A 1,566-nucleotide genomic window follows, 5' to 3' on the forward strand; every position below is an offset into this window, starting at 1 on the left:
TCCAGGCGCTCGAAGAGTCCGGCGCCGACACGCTGTACTTCTCCAGCTTCGGCAACTTCGCCGCCAGCGGCCTCGCGCAACTGCGCGACGCCGGGCTGACCGACGACGTCGACGTGATCATCCCGCACGTCAGCGCGTTCACGCTCGACCCGCTCGGCGCCGACGCCGAGGGCGTCCTCGGCATGGAGCCGTGGAACCCCGCCGCCGACAACGAGGCCAGCCAGGTGTTCATCGACGCGTACCAAGACGAGTACGACGAGACGCCCAACCAGAGCTCGCTACACACCTACGAGTCGATGATGGTCTACGCCGCCGCCGTCGAGGAGGCGGGGACGTTCCACCCGCCGACCGTGGTCCGCACGCTCGAGGACTNCACACCTACGAGTCGATGATGGTCTACGCCGCCGCCGTCGAGGAGGCGGGGACGTTCCACCCGCCGACCGTGGTCCGCACGCTCGAGGACTTCGAGTGGAGCCTCGCGTGGGGCGACTCGGTCTTCCGCGAGGCCGACCACCAGGTCGAGCGCCCGTGGTACCTCGTGCAGGGGGTCGGCGACGACCGCGCCGAAGAGCTCGGCATCCGCACCGAAGTCGTCGAGACCACCGACCCGCTGATCTACGGAGCCAACGAGTTCCCCGCCTCCGAGTGCGCCATGAGCGAAAACGAGTACGGCGACGAGTAATCCCNGACCACCGACCCGCTGATCTACGGAGCCAACGAGTTCCCCGCCTCCGAGTGCGCCATGAGCGAAAACGAGTACGGCGACGAGTAATCCCGCCGGCTCCGATACCGGGTGTATCACCGCCCCGTCTTCCCGTTTTTCCGATCCAACGTGTCGGTTCGGCCGCCGTGCTACCTCGTGACATAGCGTACCCTTCTCACGTGAGAAGTCACCGGACCACAAGATTAACATACCGAAGAGATCATCAACAATCGTGCAATCCATGAGACAGCTAATTGTGTCTGGTCCGAGGTGGCTGGGATGACTCTCGACGCGGCGGTCGGATTCGTCTTCATCGCGCTGAGCGTCGCATCGCTGTATCTGTTGGTCGCGATCGGCCTGTNGGGTCGCTCAAGTACGTGAACATGGCGCACGGTGTTCTCTATCTCGGCGGCGCGTACATCGGGCTCCTCATCGCGTCCCGAGAGCAGTATGGGGGGCTCCTCTCCGAGTACGGCACGATCGGTCTCGGCTGGGGGTTCGTCCCGGCCTTGATCTTGACGCCGGTCGTCATCTTCGTCGTCGGCGTGGCCATGGAGCGATTCCTCGCGAAGCCGTTCTACGATCGCGATCTNCTTGATCTTGACGCCGGTCGTCATCTTCGTCGTCGGCGTGGCCATGGAGCGATTCCTCGCGAAGCCGTTCTACGATCGCGATCTGCTCGATCAGCTGCTGGTCACGTTCGGAGTCTTGATAGCCGCTCAGGAGGTCGTCGCCATCGTCTTCGGCCGGACGGGGACGATCTATCCGCGACCCGAGTGGCTCACGGGCGCGATCTCGCTGCCCGTGATCGGAACGCCGCCCGGGATGAGCGCGGCCTCGACGATACGGGTGCTCGTCGTGAC

At 64.8% G+C, this 1,566-nt stretch carries 2 pseudogenes; both read left to right on the forward strand.

Annotation, left to right across the window (positions count from 1 at the left end):
* Window positions 1-682 (forward strand): annotated as a pseudogene (locus C471_RS18340) (ABC transporter substrate-binding protein); the annotation flags it as partial.
* Between the two features lie 300 nt (window positions 683-982).
* Window positions 983-1,566 (forward strand): annotated as a pseudogene (locus C471_RS18445) (hypothetical protein); the annotation flags it as partial.

The organism is Halorubrum saccharovorum DSM 1137, assembly GCF_000337915.1.
In the GTDB taxonomy this organism is placed as follows: Archaea; Halobacteriota; Halobacteria; order Halobacteriales; family Haloferacaceae; genus Halorubrum; species Halorubrum saccharovorum.